A 20,635-nucleotide genomic window follows, 5' to 3' on the forward strand; every position below is an offset into this window, starting at 1 on the left:
CACCCAGAAGAGGAAGATTTGCGTCATAGGGTGTGGGCATGCGATTCGACCAGCACACGGTCGTCCTGCTGACCCGACCGTCGGATCCGCCGGAGCTGCCGCAGGACGCGATCGACCGGTTGCAGGACGCGCACCTGGCCCACCAGGCAGGGCTCGTCGAGCAGGGGTTGGTGCTCGCGACCGGGCCGTTCCTACACCCCGACGACGATCAGTTACGGGGCTTGGTCGTGCTCTCCATCGCCCCGGACGAGGCACGTGCCCTCTACGCCAACGACCCGGCCGTACGGGCCGGACGCCTGGTCGCACACGTGACGAGTTGGCTGGTCCCCGAAGGCAACCTGCGATTCGAGGGCGTGCCGATACCGCGCTCGATGCTGGAGGCGGCCTCCGGCGACTGACGCCGCGCCGGTCAGGACACCGCCCGTCAGGATTCGGCCCGTCAGCCGGCTGAGCCGCTTTCGGCCTGCGCCGGCAACTCCCCGAGCGGGACCACCCGCAGGTCGTCCACCGGGCCGACGATCACCCGCAGCGCCGGGAAGTACTCCCGCAGCACCTGCCGGCAGTCGCCGCACGGTTCGCTGACCTCGCGACCCCGGTCGGCGACCGTGACGATCGTCTCCAACGCGGTGACGCCCTGCGTCGCGGCCGTGCCGATCACGACCAACTCGGCGCAGGTCCCGGCGGTGGGGTGGTGGACGTTCACGCCGGTGAAGACCCGCCCGTCGGCGGTTCGGGCCGCCGATGCGACCGTGTGGTGCTGGCTGCGGCAGCGCAGCTTGGCGACCGCCGTGGCGGCCTGCACCAACGCGCGGTCGGTGTCGCGCATCTCCATCCCGGCCCCCAACGCTCGACGTCGGCCGCCAACTCTAGGTCCCGCGACCGTCGCGGGACCGGCCGGGCGGTAACCCAGGGGCGGTCCGCCGCCGGGCTGCCTATCCTTGCGTACGACATGCAGACTCCAGCCGCATCCGCCGCGACCGACCCGGTTCGCGAGCTGCACAGCCGCCTCGCCCCACTGATGTTCCGCGACCAGCGCCGGCTCCAGCGGCGCCTCGACGGTGCCCGCAAGCTGCGCGACCCGCAGCGCCGGGAGGCGGCGCTGACCGAGATCACCGCTGACCTGGTCCGAGCCGAGCAGCGGCTCGCCGCCCGCCAGGCGGCGGTGCCCGTGATCACGTACCCGGTGGGGTTGCCGGTCAGTGAGCGCAAGGACGACATCGCCGCCGCCATCCGCGATCACCAGGTGGTGATCGTGGCCGGCGAGACCGGCTCGGGCAAGACCACCCAGATCCCCAAGATCTGCCTGGAGCTGGGGCGCGGCGTACACGGCCTGATCGGGCACACCCAGCCCCGGCGGTTGGCCGCCCGGACGGTGGCCGACCGGATCGCCGACGAACTGGGCACCGAGCTGGGCGACGTGGTCGGCTACAAGGTGCGCTTCACCGACCAGGTCAGCGAGCGCAGCCTGGTGAAGCTGATGACCGACGGCATCCTGCTGGCCGAGTTGCAGACCGACCGGATGCTGCGCCAGTACGACACGCTGATCATCGACGAGGCGCACGAGCGCAGCCTCAACATCGACTTCATCCTCGGGTACCTGCGGGAGTTGCTGCCCCGACGACCCGACCTCAAGGTGATCATCACCTCGGCGACCATCGAGACCGACCGGTTCGCCCGGCACTTCGCCGGGTCACCCACCGCCGAGGAGCCGGAAGGCGTCCCCGCGCCGGTGGTCGAGGTCTCCGGGCGCACCTACCCGGTGGAGGTGCGCTACCGGCCGCTGGTCGAACTCGCCGAGGGCGAGGAGGACGGCGACGGGGACGAGGAGAGCGTCCGCGACCAGATCCAGGCGATCGGCGACGCCGTCGAGGAGCTGGCCGCCGAGGGCCCCGGCGACATCCTGGTGTTCCTCAGCGGCGAGCGGGAGATCCGGGACACCGCCGACGCGCTCGCCAAACTGGTGCAGACCAAGCGCTCGCTGCTCGGCACCGAGATCCTGCCGCTGTACGCGCGGCTCTCCAGCGCCGAGCAGCACCGGGTGTTCGCCGCGCACTCCTCGCGTCGGGTGGTGCTCGCCACAAACGTCGCGGAGACCTCGCTTACCGTGCCCGGGATCAAGTACGTGGTGGACCCGGGAACCGCCCGCATCTCCCGCTACTCCAGCCGGCTCAAGGTGCAGCGGCTGCCGATCGAGCCGGTCTCCCAGGCATCGGCCAACCAGCGCAAGGGCCGCTGCGGCCGTACCTCGGACGGCATCTGCATCCGCCTCTACGACGAGCAGGACTTCCTCTCCCGGCCCGAGTTCACCGACCCGGAGATCCTGCGGACCAACCTGGCGTCGGTCATCCTCCAGATGACCGCGATCGGGCTCGGCGACCTCGCCGCGTTCCCGTTCATCGACCCGCCGGACAAGCGCAACATCACCGACGGCGTCAACCTGCTGCACGAGTTGGGCGCGTTGGACCCGACCGAGGCGGACCCGGCGAAGCGGCTCACCACGCTGGGCCGGCGGCTGGCCCAACTGCCGGTCGACCCGCGCCTGGCCCGGATGGTGGTCGAGGGCGAGCGCAACGGCTGCGCCACCGAGGTGCTGGTGATCGCCGCCGCGCTCTCCATCCAGGACCCGCGCGAGCGGCCGGCGGAGAAGCAGGCCCAGGCGGACCAGGCGCACGCCCGGTTCACCGACAAGGAGTCGGACTTCGTCGCCTTCCTCAACCTGTGGCGCTACCTGCGCGAGCAGCAGCGGGAACTCTCCTCCAGCGCGTTCCGCCGGATGTGCAAGGCGGAGTACCTGAACTACCTGCGGATCCGCGAGTGGCAGGACATCGTCAGCCAACTGCGCCAGGTGCTGCGTACCCCGGCCGACGGCGACCGGCGTGGTGGGCGGCCGGCGCGCGACGAATCGGGCGACGCGGACGCCGGCCGGGGTGCGAGCCGACGCGGTGGCGCGGACCTGCCGGAGGAGATCGACACCCCGAAGGTGCACCAGTCGCTGCTGCCCGGCCTGCTGTCGCACATCGGCCTCAAGGACGCCCAGAAGCACGAGTACCTGGGTGCGCGGGGTGCCAAGTTCGGGCTGTTCCCCGGGTCGGCGTTGTTCAAGAAGCCGCCGCGCTGGGTGATGGCCGCCGAGTTGGTGGAGACCTCCCGGCTGTGGGGTCGCATTGCCGGGCGGGTCGAGCCGGAGTGGGTCGAGCCGCTGGCGCAGCACCTGGTCAAACGCAGCTACAGCGAGCCGCACTGGGAGAAGAAGCAGGCCGCGGTGATGGCCTACGAGAAGGTCACCCTGTACGGCGTCCCGCTGGTCAGCTCCCGCAAGGTCAACTTCGGGCGGATCGACCCGACGCTGAGCCGGGAGCTGTTCATCCGACATGCCCTCGTCGAGGGCGACTGGCAGACCCACCACCAGTTCTGGGCGGACAACAAGCGGCTGCTCACCGAGATCGAGGAGCTGGAGAGCCGGGCCCGACGCCGGGACATCCTGGTCGACGACGAGACCATTTTCGCCTTCTACGACCAGCGGATCCCGGCCGACGTCTCCTCCGGCCGACACTTCGACAGCTGGTGGAAGACGACCCGCCGGGAACGGCCCAACCTGCTCACCTTCACCCGTGACGTGCTGGTCAACGACGGCCGACCCGGGGTGGACGAGGACGACTACCCGGACGAGTGGCAGGCCCACGGGGTGAGCCTCCCGCTGACCTACCGGTTCGAGCCGGGCACGCCGACCGACGGCGTCACCGTGGACATCCCACTGCCGCTGCTCAACCAGGTGCCGGCGGAGAGCTTCGACTGGCAGGTGCCGGGGCTGCGCGAGGAGACGGTGATCGCGCTGATCCGCTCGCTGCCCAAGGCGATCCGCCGCAACTTCGTCCCGGTGCCGGACTACGCGCGGGCCGCCCTGGCGGCGATCACTCCGGGCGAGGAGTCGCTGCTGGACGCGCTCACCCGACAGCTGCGCCGGATGACCGGGGTGACCGTGCCCCGCGACGCCTGGGAGCCGGGCAAGCTGCCGGCGCACCTGCGGGTGACCTTCCGGGTCCTCGGCGACGACGAGAAGCCGGTCGCCGAGGGCAAGGACCTGCCGGCCCTGCAACGCCAACTCCGCCAGGAGGTACGCCAGGTAGTGGCGGCCGCCGCGCCGGAGATCGCCCGGACCGGGCTGCGCGAGTGGAGCATCGGCACGCTGCCGCGGACCATCGAGCAGGTCCGGGCCGGTTACGCGGTCACCGCGTACCCGGCGCTTGTCGACGAGGGCGCCACGGTCGGGGTGAAGGTGTTCGACTCCCCCGCCGAGGCGGAGGCGGCGCACTGGGCCGGGACCCGCCGACTGCTGCGGCTCACCGTGCCGTCCCCGGCGCGGTTCCTCCAGGGCCGGCTCAACAACGAGGCGAAGCTGGCACTGAGCCGCAACCCGCACGGCGGCGTGCAGGAGCTGATCGAGGACGCGGCAGGCGCGGCCATCGACCGGCTGATCGCTGCCGCCGGTGGGCCGGCGTGGGACGCCGACGGGTTCGCGGCGCTGCGCGAGAAGGTCCGCGCCGACCTGGTCGACACCGTCGTCGAGGTGATGGACCGCGTCCGCAAGGTCCTGGCCGCCTGGTACGCCGTCGAGCAGCGTCTCGGCGCCACCCGCGACCTCGCCGTGGTCGCCGCGCTGGCCGACGTCCGCAACCAGCTCGCCGGGCTGGTGCACGCCGGGTTCATCACCGAGGCCGGGTACGCGCGCCTGCCCGACCTGCTGCGCTACCTCACCGCCATCGAACGTCGACTGGACCGGCTGGGCGGCAACCCGCAGCGGGACCGCCAGCAGCAGGACCGGATCGCGGTGGTGCAGAAGGAGTACGCCGACCTGATCGCCAACCTCGCGCCGGCTCGCCGGCAGGAGACGGCCGTCCGGCAGATCCGCTGGATGATCGAGGAGTTGCGGGTGAACGTCTTCGCCCAGGCGCTCGGCACCCCGTACCCCGTCTCCGAGCAGCGGATCTACCGCGCGATGGACGACGTCGAGGGCCGCTGACGCCGACCGGGCCGGTCCCTGACCGGCCCGGTCAGGTCAGTGGCTCCACGCCGGGCGGCAGTTCGCTGAGGCTGATCGCCGCCTGGATGTAGTCGAGCAGGATGCGCCGAAGCTCCCGACCGGCATGGGTGGGTACGACGTCGCGCCGGCGGGCCACCGCGATGGTCCGCCGCACCCCGGGCGGGGCGAGCGGGGTGATCCGCACACCCGGCCGGCGGGCCAGCACGATGCCCGGCACGAGCGCGATGCCGAGCCCCGCCTCGACGAAGCTGAGCACGGCGTCCATCTCGCCGCCGTCCACCGCGAAGGTGGGCTCGAAGCCCGCCTCCCGGCACGCCTGAATTGTCGCGTCGCGCAGGTCGTAGCCCTCCCGGAACATCACCATCGGCTGGTCCCGCAGGTCGGTGATGCGCAGCTCCCCGGTCGTCGACGCGGTCGGCACCTCCCCCACCGAGGCGACCACCAGGCTCTCCCGCAGGATCGGGTCGACCCGTAGCCCCGGGTCGGCCCCCTGCGCCGGCATGATGATCAGGGCCAGGTCGAGGTCGCCGCGGAGCAGGTCGCGTACCAGGTCCTGGGAGCCACCCTCCTCGACGCGGAGGTCGACGGTGGGGTGCGCGTCGCGGAACCGGCGCAGCACCGGCGGCGCGAGCGAGGTGGCCAGACTCGGGGTGGCCCCGAGCCGGACCCGACCCCGGCGCAGCCCGACCAACTCCTGGACCTCCCGGGTCGCGGTCTCCACGTCGGCGAGGATCCGGGTGGCCAGCGGCAGCAGCACCTCGCCTGCCGCGGTGAGCGTGATGTTGCCCCTTACCCGCTCGAAGAGTGGTGCTCCGAGGTCGGCCTCCAGAGCGTGAATTTGCTTACTGAGCGAGGGCTGTGTGATGCCCACGATGTCGGCGGCTTGGGTGAAATGTCGTACTTCGGCCACCGCGACGAAGTACCGGAGCTGATGGAGCTGCATCTACATAGCCTACGGCTATCAACACTGCGAGTTTGATGCATTGGACGACTGATCGAAGTGCTCCTAGCGTCGGTCTCGTGGTAATCACGAAAACTCGGTCGCCCATCCGCTCGAACGTCGGCCTCAAGGCCGTCATGGCGGTGACGGGCATCCTGCTGGCGCTGTTCCTCATCGCCCACATGCTCGGCAACTTGAAGGTGTTCACGGGGGAGACCTCGTTCGACCACTACGCGCACTGGCTGCGCGACATCGGCAAGCCACTGCTGCCCGGCGTCTGGTTCCTGTGGATCCTGCGCACCGTGCTGGTGGTGGCCGTCGTCGCCCACATCGTGGCCGCCACCGTGCTGGCCCGGCGTGCCCGCGCCGCCCGCCCGGTCAAGTACGCCCACCGCAAGAAGGTCAACGGCAGCTACGCGGCCCGCACGATGCGCTGGGGTGGAGTGATCATCCTGCTCTTCGTGATCTACCACCTCCTGGACCTGACCACCGGCACGCTGAACCCGGTCGGCGACGCCAGCAAGCCGTACGGCAACGTCGTCGCCGACTTCGCGCCGGAGCGCTGGTACGTCACGCTCTTCTACACGCTCGCCATCCTCGCGGTCGGCTTCCACCTGCGCCATGGCGCGTTCAGCGCGTTCCGCAGCCTCGGTCAGCAGACGCCGCGCGGCGAGCGCCGGGCACGTACCGCAGCTCTGATCTTCGCCGTGCTGCTCTGCGCCGGGTACCTGGTGGTCCCGTTCGCCGTACTCACCGGATTGGTGTCCTGACATGGAACTCTTCACCGAGGGCGACCCGATCGCCGACACCAAGGCTCCCGCCGGCCCGGTCGAGAAGCGTTGGGAGACCCGGCGCTTCGAGGCCAAGCTGGTCAACCCCGCCAACCGCCGCAAGATGACGGTGATCGTGGTCGGCACCGGCCTGGCCGGCGGCTCGGCCGCCGCGACCCTGGCCGAGCAGGGCTACCACGTCAAGTCCTACTGCTACCAGGACAGCCCGCGTCGGGCGCACTCCATCGCGGCACAGGGCGGCATCAACGCGGCGAAGAACTACCGCAACGACGGCGACTCCGTGCACCGACTGTTCTACGACACCGTCAAGGGCGGCGACTTCCGCTCCCGGGAGTCGAACGTGCACCGGCTCGCCGAGGTCTCGGTCAACATCATCGACCAGTGCGTCGCCCAGGGTGTGCCGTTCGCCCGCGAGTACGGCGGCCTGCTGGACACCCGCTCCTTCGGTGGCGCCCAGGTGCAGCGCACCTTCTACGCCCGGGGCCAGACGGGCCAGCAGCTGCTGCTCGGCGCGTACCAGGCGCTGGAGCGGCAGATCGGCCTGGGCACCGTGGAGATGAACACCCGGCACGAGATGCTGGAGCTGGTCCTCATCGACGGCAAGGCCCGGGGCATCGTCGTCCGGGACATGGTCACCGGCGAGATCAGCACCGAGATGGCCGACGCCGTGGTGCTCGCCTCCGGCGGCTACGGCAACGTCTTCTACCTCTCCACAAACGCCAAGGGCTGCAACGTCACCGCCACCTGGCGGGCGCACCGCAAGGGCGCGTACTTCGCCAACCCCTGCTACACGCAGATTCACCCGACCTGCATCCCGGTCTCCGGCGACCACCAGTCGAAGCTGACCCTGATGAGCGAGTCACTGCGCAACGACGGCCGGGTCTGGGTGCCGAAGACCAAGGGTGACGACCGCAGCCCGAAGGACATTCCGGAGGACGAGCGGGACTACTACCTGGAGCGGATCTACCCCTCCTTCGGCAACCTGGTCCCCCGCGACATCGCCTCCCGCGCCGCGAAGAACGTGTGCGACGAGGGCCGCGGCGTCGGGCCGACCAAGCTCGGCGTCTACCTCGACTTCGCCGACGCGATCGGCCGGCTGGGCCGCAAGGCCATCGAGGCCAAGTACGGCAACCTCTTCGAGATGTACGAGCGGATCACCGGCGAGGACCCGTACGAGGTGCCGATGCGCATCTACCCCGCCGTGCACTACACGATGGGCGGCCTGTGGGTCGACTACGACCTCCAGTCGAACATCCCCGGCCTGTTCGTGATCGGTGAGGCCAACTTCTCCGACCACGGCGCGAACCGGCTCGGCGCCTCGGCGCTGATGCAGGGCCTCGCCGACGGCTACTTCGTGCTGCCCACCACCATCGCCAACTACCTGGCCTCCGGGCCGCTGGAGAAGGTCGACGCCAGCCACCCGGCGGCCGTCGAGGCGCGCACCGACGTCGAGGACCGCGTCCAGCGGCTGCTCGGGGTCAACGGCGACCGGACCGTGGACTCGTTCCACCGGGAACTGGGCCAGATCATGTGGGAACACTGCGGCATGGAGCGCAGCGAGGCCGGGCTCCGCAAGGCGATCGACGAGATCCGTGCCCTGCGCGAGGCGTTCTGGCAGCGGGTCAAGGTGTCCGGCACCGGCGAGGAACTCAACCAGTCGCTGGAGAAGGCCGGCCGGGTGGCCGACTTCTTCGAACTGGCCGAGCTGATGTGCATCGACGCCCTGCACCGCGAGGAGTCCTGCGGCGGCCACTTCCGGGCCGAGCACCAGACCCCCGACGGCGAGGCGCAGCGCGACGACGACCGGTTCGCGTACGTGGCGGCCTGGGAGTTCACCGCCGACGGTGAGCCCTCGTTGCTGCACAAGGAAGACCTGAAGTTCGAGTACGTCCACCCCACGCAGCGGAGCTACAAGTGAACCTGACCCTGCGCATCTGGCGCCAGAAGGGCCCTGAGGACAAGGGTCGGATGGTGACCTACCCGGTCGACGACGTGTCCCCGGACATGTCGTTCCTGGAGATGCTCGACGTCCTCAACGAGCGGCTGATCCTCTCCGGCGAGGACCCGGTGGCGTTCGACCACGACTGCCGCGAAGGCATCTGCGGCATGTGCGGCCTGATGATCAACGGCGACGCGCACGGGCCGCAGCGCGGCACCACCGCCTGCCAGCTGCACATGCGGCAGTTCTCCGACGGCGAGACGATCGACATCGAGCCGTGGCGGGCCAGCGCCTTCCCGGTCGTCAAGGACCTCGTCGTCAACCGGAGCGCCTTCGACAAGATCATCGCGGCGGGCGGTTACGTCACCGCGCCGACCGGCAGCGCACCCGAGGCCCACTCCACCCCGGTCGCCAAGGCCAACGCCGACGCCGCCTTCGAGTCGGCAGCCTGCATCGGCTGCGGCGCCTGCGTCGCGGCCTGCCCGAACGGCTCCGGCATGCTCTTCACCGCCGCCAAGCTCACCCAGCTCTCGCTCCTGCCGCAGGGCCAGCCCGAGCGCTACACCCGGGTGATCGGCATGGTCGACGCGCACGACGAGGCCGGGTTCGGCGGTTGCACGAACGCGGGCGAATGCACCCCGGCCTGCCCGAAGGGCATCCCGCTGAACACCATCGGCCGGCTCAACCGCGACTACCTCACGGCCACCGCGAAGGGCGCCAACAACACCCCCGGTTCCTGAGTTCCCTCGCTCGACCGCCGTATCCCTTCTCCGGGGGTACGGCGGTCTTGCGTTTGGCTTTGGCTTTGGTCTTTGGTTGCGGTGGGAGGGCTGGGGTGACCGTCCCCGGCTCCGGGCGGTCAGGCTTGATCCCTCCGCCGGGGACGGTCGCCCCAGCCCTGACCCTGGTCGCGGCTCGTCCGCAGGTTGCGCTCCTGCTGCTGTACGCCGACTCGCCGACTCGCCGACTCGCCGACGAAACTCAACCAACGCAGCTCGTCCACTCCGGCCCGCGCCGTGCCCCGGCCCAGCCCTACCCGTCGCGCCTGGTCATGTCTTCCCCGCCTCGCACGGGCCCGCTGCCCTGCGCGCCTCACCATCCCGCGCCTCACCGCCCCGGCGCGCCTGTCTTGTCGCCCCGCCGCCCGCCTTGCCGCCCGCCTTGCCGCACCCGTCGAGCCGCGCTGTGCGTGATCGACTCCGCTTTCAGGAAGTCGGGCTGTCGGCGGGCCTCGGATACCGCAGCTTCAAGGAAGGCGAGTCGATCAACTCGGCTGTGCCTAGAGATCGCGCACGCCAGCACGACAGAAGAGATCAAGGCGAGCGTATTGGCGCTCGATGTGGGCTCGCCAGCCGGCGGACGGCGGCACCCACGAGGCTGGGGGGCGACCGTTCCCGGCGTAGGGATCAAGCCTGACCGCCCGAAGCCGGGGACGGTCGCCCCCAGCCCCGACCGCAACCATCGGGGCGCTGCCGGTTCAAGTGCCTGAGCCCGGGTAGCAGTCTTTCCAGACGGCGGCGAGGGAGGACGAACGACATGAAGGCGCTCACCTGGCAGGGCAAGCGAGACGTACGGGTCGAGGAGGTCCCGGACCCGCGGATCGAGGAGCCGACCGACGCGATCGTGAAGATCACCTCGACGGCGATCTGTGGGTCCGACCTGCACCTGTACGAGGTGCTCGGGCCGTACCTGAAGCCCGGTGACGTCCTGGGCCACGAGCCGATGGGGATCGTCGAGGAGGTCGGGTCGGGGGTGACCCGACTCAAGCCGGGCGATCGGGTCGTGGTGCCGTTCAACATCTCCTGCGGCAGTTGCTGGATGTGCTCCCGGCAGCTCTACGCACAGTGCGAGACCACCCAGGTCAGTGGCGAGGGCAAGGGAGCGGCGCTGTTCGGGTACACCTCTCTCTATGGTTCGGTGCCGGGCGGGCAGGCCGAGTACCTGCGCGTCCCGCAGGCCCAGTTCGGGCCGATCGTCATTCCGCAGACCGGCGCCGACGAGCGTTACCTCTACCTCTCCGACATTCTGCCCACGGCGTGGCAGGCGGTGAAGTACGCCGACACCCCGCCGGGAGGCACCCTGGCCGTCTTCGGGTTGGGGCCGGTGGGACAGCTCTGCGCGCGGATCGGCCGGCACCTCGGCGCGGGCCGGGTGATCGGGCTGGACCTGGTGCCCGAGCGGCTGGAGTTGGCTCGCCGGCACGGCGTCGAGGTGCTCGACGTCAGCGAGCTGTCCGACGTGCCGGGCGCTCTTATCGACCTGGTGGACGGCCGTGGCCCGGACGCGGTGATCGACGCGGTCGGGATGGAGGCGCACGGTTCGCCGGTGGGCAAGTTCGCCCAGACCGCCGCCGGGTTGCTGCCGGACAAGCTGGCCCAGACGATGACCGACCGGGTCGGCGTGGACCGGCTGTCCGTCCTGCACGCCGCGATCAAGGGGGTCCGCCGCGGGGGCACCGTATCGGTCTCCGGGGTGTACGGCGGCGAGGCGGACCCGATGCCGCTGATGGAGATGTTCGACCGGGGTATCCAGCTGCGGATGGGGCAGTGTCACGTGCGCCGGTGGACCGACGAGATCCTGCCGCTGCTCGCCGGCGACGACGATCCGCTGGGCGTGGAGGACCTGCGTACCCACCGGTTGCCGCTGGCTCGGGCGCCGCAGGCGTACGAGATGTTCCAGAAGAAGGAGGACGGCTGCATCAAGGTCGTGCTCGAACCATGAGTGCGAGAGTAAGCCGGGCGGGCGACAGGCCTCAGTGGACGGCCGATCGCCGGCCACGACGGCTCGGTTGACCTGTTCGGTCCTGTTCGGAACGGTTCGGAGGGCATCATGCGTCGATCAACTCGCCTAGGGTGGTGGGCCAGCAAGCGCTCTGGCACACCACGATCGGGGAGACGATTGACCATGCGACTGAACCGTAGGACGGCACTCGGGTTGGGCACGGTGGCCACCGCCACTACGGTGCTGGGCGCTGCCGCCCCGGCGAGCGCCGCCGAGAGCACCGAGGCGTCGCCGACCACCCCCGCTCGGGCCGCCCGTCGGGTCGCCTCCGCCTTCACCAAGCACAGCGCTGAGGCCGGCGGCAACTGGCAGGCGTACGTCAGCGTCGCCGACCCGGCCGGCACGCCGGTGGTCGCGGTGGAGGCCGACGCGGACCGGCGGATCGAGGCGTACAGCGTCAACAAGATCGCCGTCGCCACGGCGGTGCTGGACAAGGTCGACCGAGGGCTGCTCACCCTGGACCAGCAGGTCGAGGTGAGCGCGGCGATCGTCGTGCCGGGCGGCGACGGCATCTTCAGCCTCGACGGCGCGTACCCGAGCATGGTGACCATCGGGCACGTGCTGGCCAACCTGCTGACCGTCTCGGACGACACGGCGGTGCGGCTGTGCGGGTTGGTCGCTCCAGCCGCCGAGATCAACTCCATCCTGGTCGCCAAGGGCTTCCCGAACACCCAGGTCCAACCGGTCGCCAACCCGAACCGGTTCTTCCTCGGCACCAGCACCCCCCGGGAGACGCACGACCTGCTGCGCGCACTGGTCGCCGGCACGCTGCTCTCCCCCGCCTCGACGGCGTACCTGTTGGGCATCCTGCGCTCCCCGGTGGCGTTCACCGACGGCATCCGGCGCACCATGTCCTCCGACGCGCGGGCCCGGATCGCCACCAAGGCCGGCTGGTACGCCGACGCCCGGCACGAGGCCGGCGTGATCTTCGACCGCTCCGGCGCGGCGGTGCTCACCTACGCGCTCTTCGCTGACGGGCAGGCCAACCCGGACGACTTCGGCGCCACCCACCCGGCAGTCCAGGCTCGGGCCGCCATGGGCCCCAAGTTCCTGGCCGCGGTGGACCGGATCGCGGGCGTGGGCAAGACGTTCCGGATCACCGCCCGACGCCCCAGCAACGGCGGCTAGCGCACGCCGTGAAACCGTCCCGGGTCGGTCGCCGTTTGTCGGTGACCGACCCGGCGTGGCGACCACCGAGGCACGGGTCGGTCCGGGTGACTACCGTGTAGGGCGGACACGTCGGAGGGACGGCTATGGCACGAGCGCAGAGCACGGACGTCGAACGGTCGCTCGGGCGGCGGATGCGGGGCGCGGCTGGGCTGGCCGCGCTGGCCGGCTTGGCCTGGGTCGCCCGGGACATTCCGGCGGCGCTCGGTGGCCGGCTCAGCGGGGCCCGGGCCGAACGGGCGGCCCGCTCGCCCCAGTTCCGCGAGGGCACCTTCCACAACCGGGCCGGCACCCGCACGATGGTCGCCGACCCTGGCCGCAACCTGCTCCGCGAGCTGATCTTCGGCAAGCAGAAGCGGCGTCCGACCGCGCCCGTGCCGCTGCTGCGGCCCAGCGCCCCTGGGTCCGCCGACACCGCCGACGAGCTGAACATCGTCTGGTACGGCCACGCCTCGACGCTTATCGAGATCGAGGGCCGGCGGGTGCTGCTCGACCCGGTGTGGAGCGACAGGTGCTCCCCCTCGGGGCTGGTCGGTCCGCGTCGGCTGCACGAGCCACCGGTACGCCTCGACGAACTGCCCCCGCTGGACGCCATCCTGATCTCGCACGACCACTACGACCACCTCGACATGGCCACCGTGCTGGCGCTGCTCGCCGGGCAGTCCGCGCCGTTCCTGGTGCCGCTCGGCGTCGGCGCGCACCTGGACCGCTGGGGCGTACCCGCCGAACGAATCATCGAACTGGACTGGTCCGAGTCACACCAGGTCGCCGGCCTGGAGATCACCGCCACCGCCGCCCAGCACTTCTCCGGCCGGGGGCTGCGCCGCGACGGCACGCTCTGGAGTTCCTGGGTGGTGGCCGGCGCGCGGCGCAAGGTCTTCTACACCGGCGACTCCGGTTACTTCGACGGGTACGCGGAGATCGGCGCCGAGCACGGGCCGTTCGACGTGACGCTGATGCAGATCGGCGCGTACGACCGGGCCTGGCCGACGATCCACATGTTCCCCGAGGAGGCGGTCAGCGCGCACCTCGACCTGCGCGGCGGGCTGTTCCTTCCGGTGCACTGGGCGACGTTCAACCTGGCCCTGCACGACTGGTCCGAGCCGGTCGACCGGCTGTGGGCCGAGGCGAAGGCCCGCGACGTGCGGCTCGCCGTGCCCCGACCCGGAGAACGGGTGGTGGTCGACGAGCCGCCCGCCGTCGATGGTTGGTGGCAGGCCGTCGCCTGAGGGCCGGCATCGCCGGAGTCGGGACAGCGCAGGTCAGGTCAGAGCACGAACGCGTCGGTCCAGAGCGCGCCGGACCGGCCGGAGAGCGCGTCCAGCATGGCCACCGCCTGCCCGTCGGTGAGCTGCGCGACGAAGTCCACGATGGCCCGCCCTCGGGCCCGACCGATCCGGTCCGGGGTACGCGGGTGCAGCTCCGCCTCGGCCAACTCGACCAGGTCGTGCAGCCGGCGGGGCAGCCGGGACTCCTCCTGCGGGTCGAGCAGCCACTCCCAGAGCGCTTCGACCAGGGTGCCCAGCAGCCGGGCCTGGCCGCGCTGGTGCAGGGCGAGATCCGGGCGGGCCAGCACGAACCGGTGGTGGACGAACTTGAGCACCTGCACCTCGTGCCACTGCGCGCAGCCCAGCAGCACGTACCCGGAGCGCACCGACGGCCGGTCGGTGACCGTGATCGCCTCGACGAACCGGGTGGACCAGCGGGCGGAGAACCGGGCTACGTACTGCTCGGCCTCGATCGAGCCGTCGAACGGCATCGCGAGCAGCCCGTCGACCAGCTCCTCGCGGACGTGCTCGACGGCGGCGGCGAACGCGTCGTCGTCGGCGATCCACGCGTCCTTGCGGTGCAGTTGCCGACGCAGCCGCTCGATCGCCGCCCCGGGTCGCCGGGCCGCCGTGACCAGCGCCGCGTCGGTGATCGCCCGCAGCTGCCCGCTCTCGCGCTGCCAGGCCATCAACTCCGCGGCGACCGAACCCTGTTGGAGCACGCCGACCCGGTAGAAGTCCTCCACGTCGTGGATGGCGTACGCGATGTCGTCGGCGGTGTCCATCACGGACGCCTCCACGGTCTGCTGCCAGTCCGGGATGCGGCCGGCGAACGGCGCACGGGCCTGCCGCAGGTCGTCCAGCTCGGTCCGGTACGCGCCGAACTTCGACGAGCCGCTCTCCGGGTCGTCCGGCGGCGGGGTGGCCCCACGCGGCGGGGGGTCCATCGTGCGGGGGTGCGGGTCGGGGTGGTCCAGGCGGGTCCACGGGTACTTCAACATCGCGGCGCGGACCGCTGCGGTCAGGTCCAACCCGGTGGTGGCCGCGCCGCGGATCTCGGTGCTGGTGACGATCCGGTACGACTGCGCGTTGCCCTCGAAACCGTCGGAGAGGCCGAGGCGCTGACGGGCCAGCCGGTCCAGCACCCGCTCCCCCAGGTGCCCGAACGGTGGGTGGCCGAGGTCGTGGGCGAGCGCCGCCGCCTCCACCACGTCGGGGTCGCAGCCACCGAGCTTGTCCAGCAGGTCACGCCACCGCTCGTCGGCGCTCAACCGCTCGGCGACCGCCCGCGCCACCTGGGCGACCTTGAGGCTGTGGGTGAGCCGGTTGTGCACCAGCAGCCCGGAGCCGACCGGGCTGATCACCTGGGTGACACCGCCGAGGCGGGCGAAGAACGGCGAGCCGACGATCCGGTCCCGGTCGGCGCGGAACGGGTTGGCCGTGAGGTCGCCGAGGGCTCGGGCGCTGCCGCCGAAGAGCCGCCGGGCGCGCGGCTCCGCAGCAGATTCCATGATCGCCACGCTAGCGCAGGCCCGACGGGACCGCCGCCGGTCACCCCGGCCGGGTGCGGCGGTTCGGTCCACCGCCCCGGCCGGGTGCGGCGACAGCGCGTCGACCCGCCCGGCAGAATGCAGGCGTACCCGCTCTTTGAAGGCGGATCGAGTCGAAGGCGGATCGAGATCGTGACCCAGTCTGTTCATCAGCGGATCGCCGACGAGCTCGGCGTGGCCGAGCGTCAGGTGCGGGCGGCCGTGGACCTGCTCGACGGCGGCGCCACCGTGCCGTTCATCGCCCGCTACCGCAAGGAGGCCACCGGCCTGCTCGACGACACCCAGCTGCGCACCCTGGAGGAGCGGCTGCGCTACCTGCGCGAGCTGGACGAGCGGCGAGCCGCGGTGCTGGAGTCGATCCGCGGCCAGGGCAAATTGGACGAGGCCCTGGAAGCGCAGATCATGGCCGCCGACTCGAAGTCCCGGCTGGAGGACATCTACCTCCCGTACAAGCCGAAGCGACGGACCCGGGCGCAGATCGCCCGCGAGGCCGGGCTGGCACCGCTGGCCGAGACGCTGCTGGCCGACCCGAGTCAGGACCCGCGCGCCACCGCCGCCGGGTTCGTCGATGAGGAGAAGGGCGTCGCCGACGCCACCGCCGCGCTGGAGGGCGCCCGGGCGATCCTCATCGAGACCTTCGCGGAGGACGCCGACCTGATCGGCACGCTGCGCGAGCAGATGTGGTCGCGGGGCCGGCTGGTTTCCCGGGTACGCGATGGTCAGGAGGCGGCCGGCGCCAAGTTCGCCGACTACTTCGACTTCTCCGAGCCGTACCCGAAGCTGCCCTCGCACCGGATCCTGGCGATGTTCCGGGGCGAGAAGGAGGGCATGCTCGACCTGACCATGGAGTCGGAGGAGGCCGGCGAGGCGGACGCCGCACCGACCGGCCCGACCCGGTACGAGGCGGCCATCGCCGGCCGGTTCGGAGTCTCCGACGCGGGCCGCCCGGCCGACCGCTGGCTGACCGACACGGTCCGCTGGGCCTGGCGTACCCGGATCCTCATCCACCTCGGCGCGGACCTGCGGATGCGGCTGTGGCAGGCGGCCGAGGAGGAGGCCGTGCGGGTCTTCGCCACCAACCTGCGGGACCTGTTGCTCGCCGCGCCGGCCGGCACCCGCCCCACGATGGGCCTGGACCCGGGCCTGCGGACCGGTGTGAAGGTGGCCGTGGTGGACGCCACCGGCAAGGTGGTCGCCACCGACACCATCTACCCGCACGAGCCGCGCCGGCAGTGGGACGCGTCGGTGGAGACCCTGGCCCGGCTGGCCGGGGCGCACGGGGTGGAGCTGATCGCGATCGGCAACGGCACCGCCTCCCGCGAGACCGACAAGCTCGCCGGTGACCTGATCGCCCGGCACCCACAGCTCAACCTGACCAAGGTGATGGTCTCCGAGGCCGGCGCGTCGGTCTACTCCGCCTCCGCGTACGCCTCGCAGGAGCTGCCCGGGATGGACGTGTCGCTGCGCGGCGCGGTCTCCATCGCCCGCCGCCTCCAGGACCCCCTCGCCGAGCTGGTCAAGATCGACCCGCGGTCGATCGGGGTCGGCCAGTACCAGCACGACCTGTCCGAGGTGAAGCTGTCCCGGTCGCTGGACGCGGTCGTGGAGGACTGCGTCAACGCGGTCGGGGTGGACGTCAACACCGCCTCCGCGCCGCTGCTGACCCGGGTCTCCGGGATCGGTGCTGGCCTGGCCGAGAACATCGTGCTGCACCGCGACGCCAACGGGCCGTTCCGTACGCGTACCGAGCTGAAGAAGGTGGCCCGACTCGGGCCGAAAGCGTTCGAGCAGTGTGCCGGCTTCCTGCGCATCCCCGACGGGGACGACCCGTTGGACTCCTCCAGCGTGCACCCCGAGGCGTACCCGGTGGTGCGTCGCATCCTCTCCACCACCGGGCAGGACCTGCGCTCGGTGATCGGCAAGAGCGGGATCCTGCGCGGGCTGCGGGCCACCGACTTCGTCGACGACCGGTTCGGCCTCCCCACCGTCACCGACATCCTCGCCGAGTTGGAGAAGCCGGGCCGTGACCCCCGCCCGGAGTTCCGTACCGCCACCTTCGTCGAAGGGGTGGAGAAGATCAGTGACCTGACTCCCGGCATGGTGCTCGAGGGTGTCGTCACCAACGTGGCCGCGTTCGGCGCGTTCGTCGACGTCGGGGTGCACCAGGATGGTCTGGTGCACGTCTCGGCGATGTCCAAGACCTTTGTGAAGGACCCCCGCGAGGTGGTGAAGTCCGGTGACGTGGTCAAGGTCCGGGTGCTCGACGTGGACGTACCCCGCAAGCGGATCTCGCTGACCCTGCGCCTGGACGACGAGCCCGCCACCGGCGACGGTGGTGGTAGCAGCCGGACCGGCCAGGAGGGCCGGGGCCCGGCGCAGCGTGCGCCGCAGGGCGGTCGCGGCGGCGGCCAGGGCGGTCGCGGCGGGCAAGGCGGTCGCGGCGGGCAGGACAGTCGTGGCGGCCAAGGCGGTCGCGGCGGCCAGGACAGTCGCGACGGCCAAGGCGGTCGCGGCGGCCAAGGCGGTCGCGGCGGCCAAGGCGGTCGCGGCGGCCAGGACAGTCGTGGCCAAGGCGGTCGCGGCGGCGGGCAGGGCGGCCGCGGCGGGCAGCAGCGGCAGGGCGCACCGGCGCCGGCCAACGACGCGATGGCCGAAGCCCTGCGCCGCGCCGGCCTGGCCTGACCCCGTCAGCACGTCAACCCCGCGCCGCCCCGTCGATCATGGAGTTGTGGTGGGTGACAAACCGCCCGCATAACGCCAAGCCAGGCACCACAACTCCATGATCGACGGCGCGGGCGCGGCTGGCGCGGCCGGCGGAAATCCGATCGCGTGGCCGTGGGCTTCGGGGTGATGATCTCGCGGTGAAGATGCACGCCGATCAGGTGGACGTGAGCGTGGACGTGGTCTCCGCGCTGGTGGCCGAGCAGTTTCCCCAATGGCGGGGCCTGCCGATCCGGCCGCTGACCTCGACCGGCACCGTGAACGCCCTGTTCCGGCTCGGCCCGGACGTCGTGCTGCGGTTTCCGCTGCTCCCCTCGGCCAATCCCGAGCTGCGTGCCGAGCTGCGGCGCGAGCAGGAGTACGCAGTCCTGCTCGCCGCGCACCTGCCGGTCGAGGTGCCCGAACCGCTCGGCCTCGGCGAGCCGGGCGACGGTTACCCCGGGCCGTGGACGGCGTACCAGTTCATTGCGGGGGAGACGGCCCAGCTCGGCCGGATCGGGGACCTCGACGACTTCGCCGGTGACCTGGCCGGTGTGGTGACGGCCCTGCGCGGCATCGACACCGGCGGGCGGGTCTGGCCGGGGGTCGGGCGTGGCGGGCCCCTGGCCGCCGAGGACGCCGACGTGCGGGCCGCACTCGCGGTCAGCGGCGCGCTCACCGACACCGCCGCGCTAGCCGAGGTGTGGCAACGGTGCCGGGACGCGCGCCGCGACGACCTCGCCGACGGGTGGATCCACGGCGACCTGATGCCGGGCAACCTCCTGGTCCGCGATGGCCGGCTGGTCGCCGTCATCGACCTGGGCACGGTCGGCGTGGGCGACCCCGCGGTGGACCTGATGCCGGCGTGGAACATGCTCGACGCCGGGTCGCGGGAGACGTACCGGCGGGCGTTGGGCGTGGACGACGCAACCTGGGAGCGCGGGCGGGGCTGGGCGCTGGAGCAGGCGATCAACGCGTTGCCCTACTACGTCGAGACCAACCTGGTGATGGCCGCGATCGCCCGACGCACCCTGCGGGCCGTACTCGAATGAGCCCCGTCGCGTACCGTCGGCGTCGTGAGTGAGCCGGACGGCCGGACGTGGCGGGAGCAGCAGCAACAGGCGGTGCGGGCGCACGCCGACGCGGACGCGCGGCGGCGGGCCGCCGAGCAGGCCGAGGCGGCGAAGCTGGTGGCCTGGTTCGTGGCCGAGGCGACCCGGCGAGGGCTGCGCACCACCCGGCTGATCGCCCGGGGTTACGACGGGCGCGGGCGCTACCGGACCAGGCTGACCGGCTGGTACGTCGACCGGGCCGAGACCCGGGCGGTGGACGTTGCCGGCCGGTTCCACCTGCTGACCGTGCCGGGCGGTCTGCGGGCCCGGCTGTTCGGCGCTGACCCGGAGCCCAGCCCGGCGCCGTTGGTGGTCGGGGCCGGTGGCCGCGACGGCGAGTCGATTCCTTTGCGGACGCTGCTCACCCGGTTACTTGACGACGGGACCGGCGAGCCAGACCCCACCACCAGACCTGCTGCACCACGAGGGTGAGCAGTCCGGCCAGGACGATCGCACCCAGGTTGATCACCAGTTGGAGTGCCGAGCCGCCCGCTTCGTCCCACACTCCGTAGGCGGCGGCCACCGCCACGTTCGCCGCGGCCGGGACCGTGGTCACCGAGATCAGCACCCCGACCAGGCTGCCGGACTTCTTCGACGTCAACGAGAGCATCCCGGCCACGCCGGCGAGTAGACCGACCACCCAGGACAGCGCGTCCGGCCGCCAGATGAAGTCGGTGAGCGGGCGTTCGGCGAGCAGCATCTCCCGACTGACCAGGCCGGCTGCGGTCAGCGCCCAGGTGCTCAGCACGGTCGCCACCATGGCCGCCAGGAAGCCGACCACGAGAGCCTGCACCGAGCGGCCGATCACCCCGAGCCGGCGGCGCAGCAACGCCACGCACAGCGCGGCGAGGGGGCCGAACTCCGGACCGACGACCATCGCCCCGACGATGAGAATCGGCTGGTCCAGCAGCACCCCGATGCCGGCGATCATGGTGGCCACCACGATCAGCACGAGGTACGTGCCGGACAGTTCCGTCTGCTCGCCGGTCTTCGCGGCGATCTCGTCCCAGACCACCGCGTCCGCGCCACTGCCCGGTGCCCGGTCCGCCGCCCGGTCGGCCGCTGCGGAGATGGTCAGCTCAACGTCCTCGGCGGCGATGCCGCCGCTGGTGTCCACGCCGATCCGCCGCAACTCCCGCAGCACGCGGTCGGCGCTTTCCCGCACCACGTCGCAGAGGATGAGATCACCCTGCGGTTGCCGGGCGGCACCAGGCAGCACGGCGAGGTGAGTCACCCCCGCCTCTGCGGAGAGCAGGTCGACGACCTCCGTCGACCTGCTCTCCGGGGCGATCACCCTCAGGTGCAGCACGCGCCATCCCCCTCGCAGGTCCGGCCGTTTCTTCCCT

At 71.6% G+C, this 20,635-nt stretch carries 15 protein-coding genes; 11 read left to right on the top strand and 4 right to left on the bottom strand.

Annotation, left to right across the window (positions count from 1 at the left end):
- Positions 1–38 precede the first annotated feature (38 nt).
- Positions 39–398 carry a YciI family protein gene (locus tag IF46_RS0116330; protein ID WP_030489206.1) on the top strand — a complete coding sequence of 120 codons (360 nt, stop codon included), beginning with the start codon at positions 39–41 and terminating at the stop codon, positions 396–398.
- A gap of 41 nt (positions 399–439) precedes the next feature.
- Here the strand turns inward: IF46_RS0116330 and IF46_RS0116335 are convergent, their stop codons facing one another.
- Entirely contained in the window at positions 440–826 is a 387-nt protein-coding gene (locus tag IF46_RS0116335) for a cytidine deaminase family protein (RefSeq protein WP_232234062.1), read from the bottom strand.
- Between the two features lie 123 nt (positions 827–949).
- On the opposite strand from IF46_RS0116335, the gene hrpA reads away from it, so the two are divergent.
- On the top strand, positions 950–5,020 hold the full coding sequence (hrpA, locus tag IF46_RS0116340) for an ATP-dependent RNA helicase HrpA (protein WP_030489208.1): 4,071 nt from the start codon (positions 950–952) through the stop codon (positions 5,018–5,020).
- Between the two features lie 31 nt (positions 5,021–5,051).
- On the opposite strand, the gene IF46_RS0116345 is transcribed toward hrpA, so the two are convergent.
- Positions 5,052–5,984, bottom strand: a complete 933-nt coding sequence (locus IF46_RS0116345; RefSeq protein WP_030489209.1) for a LysR family transcriptional regulator — start codon at positions 5,982–5,984, stop codon at positions 5,052–5,054.
- A 35-nt stretch (positions 5,985–6,019) separates the two neighbouring features.
- Here IF46_RS0116345 and IF46_RS0116350 point away from each other — a divergent pair, with 35 nt between their 5' ends.
- The 6 genes from IF46_RS0116350 to IF46_RS0116375 all read left to right on the top strand — a co-directional run bounded on the left by IF46_RS0116350 (position 6,020) and on the right by IF46_RS0116375 (position 13,888).
- Positions 6,020–6,751: a succinate dehydrogenase cytochrome b subunit gene (locus IF46_RS0116350; protein WP_198041455.1), complete on the top strand. Its 732-nt coding sequence runs from the start codon at positions 6,020–6,022 to the stop codon at positions 6,749–6,751.
- A gap of 1 nt (position 6,752) precedes the next feature.
- Positions 6,753–8,690 carry a fumarate reductase/succinate dehydrogenase flavoprotein subunit gene (locus IF46_RS0116355; RefSeq protein WP_030489211.1) on the top strand — a complete coding sequence of 646 codons (1,938 nt, stop codon included), beginning with the start codon at positions 6,753–6,755 and terminating at the stop codon, positions 8,688–8,690.
- Entirely contained in the window at positions 8,687–9,451 is a 765-nt protein-coding gene (locus IF46_RS0116360) for a succinate dehydrogenase/fumarate reductase iron-sulfur subunit (RefSeq protein ID WP_030489212.1), read from the top strand. Before IF46_RS0116355 ends, IF46_RS0116360 begins: the two co-directional genes overlap by 4 nt.
- A gap of 796 nt (positions 9,452–10,247) precedes the next feature.
- Complete coding sequence (locus IF46_RS0116365) at positions 10,248–11,432, top strand: zinc-dependent alcohol dehydrogenase (protein ID WP_030489213.1); 1,185 nt, start codon at positions 10,248–10,250, stop codon at positions 11,430–11,432.
- A gap of 183 nt (positions 11,433–11,615) precedes the next feature.
- Entirely contained in the window at positions 11,616–12,620 is a 1,005-nt protein-coding gene (locus IF46_RS0116370) for a serine hydrolase (protein WP_232234063.1), read from the top strand.
- A gap of 125 nt (positions 12,621–12,745) precedes the next feature.
- On the top strand, positions 12,746–13,888 hold the full coding sequence (locus IF46_RS0116375; RefSeq protein ID WP_036392281.1) for an MBL fold metallo-hydrolase: 1,143 nt from the start codon (positions 12,746–12,748) through the stop codon (positions 13,886–13,888).
- 38 nt (positions 13,889–13,926) lie between these two features.
- Here the strand turns inward: IF46_RS0116375 and IF46_RS0116380 are convergent, their stop codons facing one another.
- Entirely contained in the window at positions 13,927–15,438 is a 1,512-nt protein-coding gene (locus IF46_RS0116380) for a deoxyguanosinetriphosphate triphosphohydrolase family protein (RefSeq protein ID WP_030489216.1), read from the bottom strand.
- Between the two features lie 171 nt (positions 15,439–15,609).
- Here IF46_RS0116380 and IF46_RS0116385 point away from each other — a divergent pair, with 171 nt between their 5' ends.
- From IF46_RS0116385 to IF46_RS0116395, 3 genes are all read left to right on the top strand, one after another.
- Positions 15,610–18,159, top strand: coding sequence for a Tex family protein (locus tag IF46_RS0116385; protein ID WP_030489217.1), 2,550 nt, complete (start codon positions 15,610–15,612; stop codon positions 18,157–18,159).
- Between the two features lie 185 nt (positions 18,160–18,344).
- A complete protein-coding gene (locus tag IF46_RS0116390; RefSeq protein WP_030489218.1) occupies positions 18,345–19,229 on the top strand; it encodes an aminoglycoside phosphotransferase family protein in 885 nt (294 codons plus the stop codon).
- A gap of 24 nt (positions 19,230–19,253) precedes the next feature.
- Positions 19,254–19,721: a hypothetical protein gene (locus tag IF46_RS0116395; RefSeq protein WP_030489219.1), complete on the top strand. Its 468-nt coding sequence runs from the start codon at positions 19,254–19,256 to the stop codon at positions 19,719–19,721.
- Here the strand turns inward: IF46_RS0116395 and IF46_RS0116400 are convergent.
- Positions 19,651–20,598 (bottom strand): DUF389 domain-containing protein, encoded by a 948-nt coding sequence (locus tag IF46_RS0116400; RefSeq protein ID WP_030489220.1) that lies wholly within the window; start codon positions 20,596–20,598, stop codon positions 19,651–19,653. The genes IF46_RS0116395 and IF46_RS0116400 overlap by 71 nt on opposite strands.
- Positions 20,599–20,635: the final 37 nt, after the last annotated feature.

The organism is Micromonospora chokoriensis, from assembly GCF_000718555.1.
Taxonomy (GTDB): domain Bacteria; phylum Actinomycetota; class Actinomycetes; order Mycobacteriales; family Micromonosporaceae; genus Micromonospora; species Micromonospora chokoriensis_B.

Excerpts from the sequence above, each read along its gene's own strand:
- IF46_RS0116370 (WP_232234063.1), top strand. The coding sequence starts at position 11,616 with ATGCGACTGAACCGTAGGACGGCACTCGGGTTGGGCACGGTGGCCACC.
- hrpA (WP_030489208.1), top strand. The coding sequence starts at position 950 with ATGCAGACTCCAGCCGCATCCGCCGCGACCGACCCGGTTCGCGAGCTG.
- IF46_RS0116335 (WP_232234062.1), bottom strand. The coding sequence starts at position 826 with ATGCGCGACACCGACCGCGCGTTGGTGCAGGCCGCCACGGCGGTCGCC.
- IF46_RS0116345 (WP_030489209.1), bottom strand. The coding sequence starts at position 5,984 with ATGCAGCTCCATCAGCTCCGGTACTTCGTCGCGGTGGCCGAAGTACGA.
- IF46_RS0116355 (WP_030489211.1), top strand. The coding sequence starts at position 6,753 with ATGGAACTCTTCACCGAGGGCGACCCGATCGCCGACACCAAGGCTCCC.
- IF46_RS0116365 (WP_030489213.1), top strand. The coding sequence starts at position 10,248 with ATGAAGGCGCTCACCTGGCAGGGCAAGCGAGACGTACGGGTCGAGGAG.
- IF46_RS0116390 (WP_030489218.1), top strand. The coding sequence starts at position 18,345 with ATGCACGCCGATCAGGTGGACGTGAGCGTGGACGTGGTCTCCGCGCTG.
- IF46_RS0116375 (WP_036392281.1), top strand. The coding sequence starts at position 12,746 with ATGGCACGAGCGCAGAGCACGGACGTCGAACGGTCGCTCGGGCGGCGG.
- IF46_RS0116350 (WP_198041455.1), top strand. The coding sequence starts at position 6,020 with ATGCATTGGACGACTGATCGAAGTGCTCCTAGCGTCGGTCTCGTGGTA.
- IF46_RS0116330 (WP_030489206.1), top strand. The coding sequence starts at position 39 with ATGCGATTCGACCAGCACACGGTCGTCCTGCTGACCCGACCGTCGGAT.
- IF46_RS0116380 (WP_030489216.1), bottom strand. The coding sequence starts at position 15,438 with ATGGAATCTGCTGCGGAGCCGCGCGCCCGGCGGCTCTTCGGCGGCAGC.